Origin of the sequence: Candidatus Seribacter sulfatis (genome assembly GCF_964187635.1) — a bacterium.
Lineage (GTDB): Bacteria > Verrucomicrobiota > Verrucomicrobiia > Opitutales > Seribacteraceae > Seribacter > Seribacter sulfatis.
The window spans coordinates 1-2,538 of sequence record NZ_CAXLMO010000026.1 but is presented as its reverse complement, the minus strand read 5'-3'; the positions used below and the strand labels follow the sequence as shown (position 1 = coordinate 2,538).

The window sequence follows — 2,538 nt, the reverse complement described above, 5'->3', positions numbered from 1 at the left end:
GTGCATGAGGGAGATATCGTTCAGGCGGACGCACCCGAAGAATGGGCAATCGCAAAAAAGGCGATGTCCATCCTGGATGGTCATGTGCCCTACTGCCTTTGTCTGGGAAACCACGACATGGGTTTCCAAAAGTCGAACAACAAATACGGCGGGGATATCGCCGTGAACCGAACCACTCACTTCAATAAATATTTTCCACGCGAAAAATATGCCCAAACCAAGGAATTCGGTGGAACCTTTGATCCCAAGAGACATGACAATTCGTGGTATCATTTCGATGCGGCCGGAATGAAGTTCCTGATCGTATCGCTCGAATGCAAACCGCGCGACGAAGTCCTGGCTTGGGCGAACAAAGTGGTTGCCGAACATCCTGAACATCGCGTCATCGTTCTGACTCATGCCTATATGAGAGCGAATGGAAAAAGGTTCGAAAAATTAGGATACAAGATCAAGGGCAACGCAGGGGAAGCGATCTGGGAAAAATTGGTCATCAAACACAAAAATATCTTCATGGTTTTATGCGGTCATGCAAGTGGAGAGGCAGTCCTGACCTCCAAGGGTGATCACGGCAATCAGGTTCATCAAGTACTAAGTGACTATCAAAACCTGCATAATGGAGGAGAATCCTGGCTACGCTACATGGTCTTCGAACCAACGAAGAACAAGATTAAGGTCTACACCTACAATCCGGCCCTCAAGAAATTTCGCAACCAAGCCTCCAGTCGTTTTGATCTGGAGTACTCCATGGATTTATCTAAATAGAAGTATCCTTCCAAATTCCGAAAGGTTCTTATTTTTAACTCACAGCCAACTTACCTGCATTTGCTGAAATCATGGATTCACTGACTCAGTTAACCTTTGGGGCCGCTTGCGGGGAAGCCATACTCGGAAAAAAGGTCGGAAGGAAGGCTCTTATCTGGGGGGCAATTCTTGGAACCTTACCGGATCTTGATGTATTCATACCGCTTGGCAGTCCGGTGGATGATTTTGTGTATCACCGTGGATTTAGTCATTCTCTTTTTCTCCTCACTGCCCTGTCGCCTGTTTTTGCCTGGCTCATCACAAAAGTTCATCGAAACACCAAGCCCTTATTTAATAAGTGGATGCTCCTTACCTTCGTTGTCCTCATTGGAAGTGTTCTTTTGGATCTGTTCACCATTTATGGGACTCAGATCTTCTGGCCGTTGGACACCACCCCGCATGCCGTCCCCACACTCTTTATTATTGATCCCCTCTTTACCCTCCCGATCTTAATTGGGGTATCAGCTGCCTTGTTTCTAAAAAATCACAGACTTAATTTTATCGGATTAAGCCTGAGCCTTGCTTACTTGATTTGGGCACTGGGGGTAAGTGTCTTCGTAAATGGAAAAATGGAAGAGAAATTAAATGAACAGGGTGTGCCCTACTCTCAATTCATATCCTCGCCCGCTCCTTTTACCACTCTACTTTGGCGAACGGTGGGAATTCATCATGACCAGTATTTTGAGACCTACTATTCTCTATTCGACGGAGATGCACCGCTGTCAGTGAATTCCTATCCCAGAAACCTGTCACTAATGAAAGGTATGGATGAACATCCTCCGGTTGCCAAACTAGAAAATTTTACCCGCGGTTATTTTGCGATGTCTGAAAATAATGGATCCATTGCCATGACCGATCTACGGATGGGTTCCGAGCCAAACTATGTATTTCAATTCCGAGTCGCAGAGCTTGAAGGATCAAAAAATATTCCTACTAAACCAACTAGACTTCAGGCTATTCGTGACTGGAGCCAATTACCTTGGCTCTGGGCGAGAATCTGGAGCAAGCAAGACAATCCCGAATAGAAATAATTAGAGTCTTTTTTGAAGATTCTAAAAAAATTCACTTTTTTGAATCTAATTTCAAAAAACGAACGAATACTCATGTGGTGTCAAATAGTAGACACATAAATTTTAACCTAAATTAAATCACATGAAAAAAGTAATCACATCCATAATCTCACTCATAACGATGGCATCCCTATTGGTGGGTGCTCCCAAAAAAGACATTATTGATACCGCAGTTGAAGCTGGTAGTTTCAAGACTCTTGTCACTGCTGTCCAAAAAGCTGGCTTAGTTGATACTCTTAAAGGTGAGGGTCCTTTTACCGTATTCGCACCAACTGATGAGGCATTTGCAAACTTTTGGCCTGAAACCCTAAAGAATCTTCTCAAACCTGAAAACAAAGACAAATTACAAATGTTGCTTACCTATCATGTCGTTTCCGGAAAGGTGAAAGCCAAGAAGGCCAGGAAACTTGAAAGTGCCGAGCCAGTTAGCGGTGGTTCCCTGAAATTATCTGTCAAAGACAACGATCTTTTCATCAATTCAGCTAAAGTTGTAAAAGCTGATATCAAAGCTTCAAATGGCATCATTCATGTCATTGATGGAGTACTGATCCCAAATGTCATGAAGAATGCTAAAAAGAAGTCCAACAGTACAAATATTTAAAAAACAGATTTTTTTGAATTTTTTGAATCCAAATTCCAAAAACGAACGAATAATTACTTAGTGTCA

Annotated in this window: 3 protein-coding genes; all 3 read left to right on the top strand. The window is 42.9% G+C overall.

Features of this window, described 5'->3' with window-relative positions; all coding sequences use genetic code 11:
* A partial coding sequence (locus tag ACKPQ5_RS03600) for a metallophosphoesterase (RefSeq protein WP_407677728.1) occupies positions 1-762 on the top strand: 762 nt, incomplete at its 5' end.
* A 71-nt stretch (positions 763-833) separates the two neighbouring features.
* The gene (locus ACKPQ5_RS03595) at positions 834-1,826 is read left to right on the top strand and encodes a metal-dependent hydrolase (RefSeq protein WP_407677727.1); all 993 of its coding nucleotides are present in this window, start codon (positions 834-836) and stop codon (positions 1,824-1,826) included.
* Positions 1,827-1,953: 127 nt separating this feature from the next.
* Complete coding sequence (locus tag ACKPQ5_RS03590; RefSeq protein WP_407677726.1) at positions 1,954-2,472, top strand: fasciclin domain-containing protein; 519 nt, start codon at positions 1,954-1,956, stop codon at positions 2,470-2,472.
* Positions 2,473-2,538 lie beyond the last annotated feature (66 nt).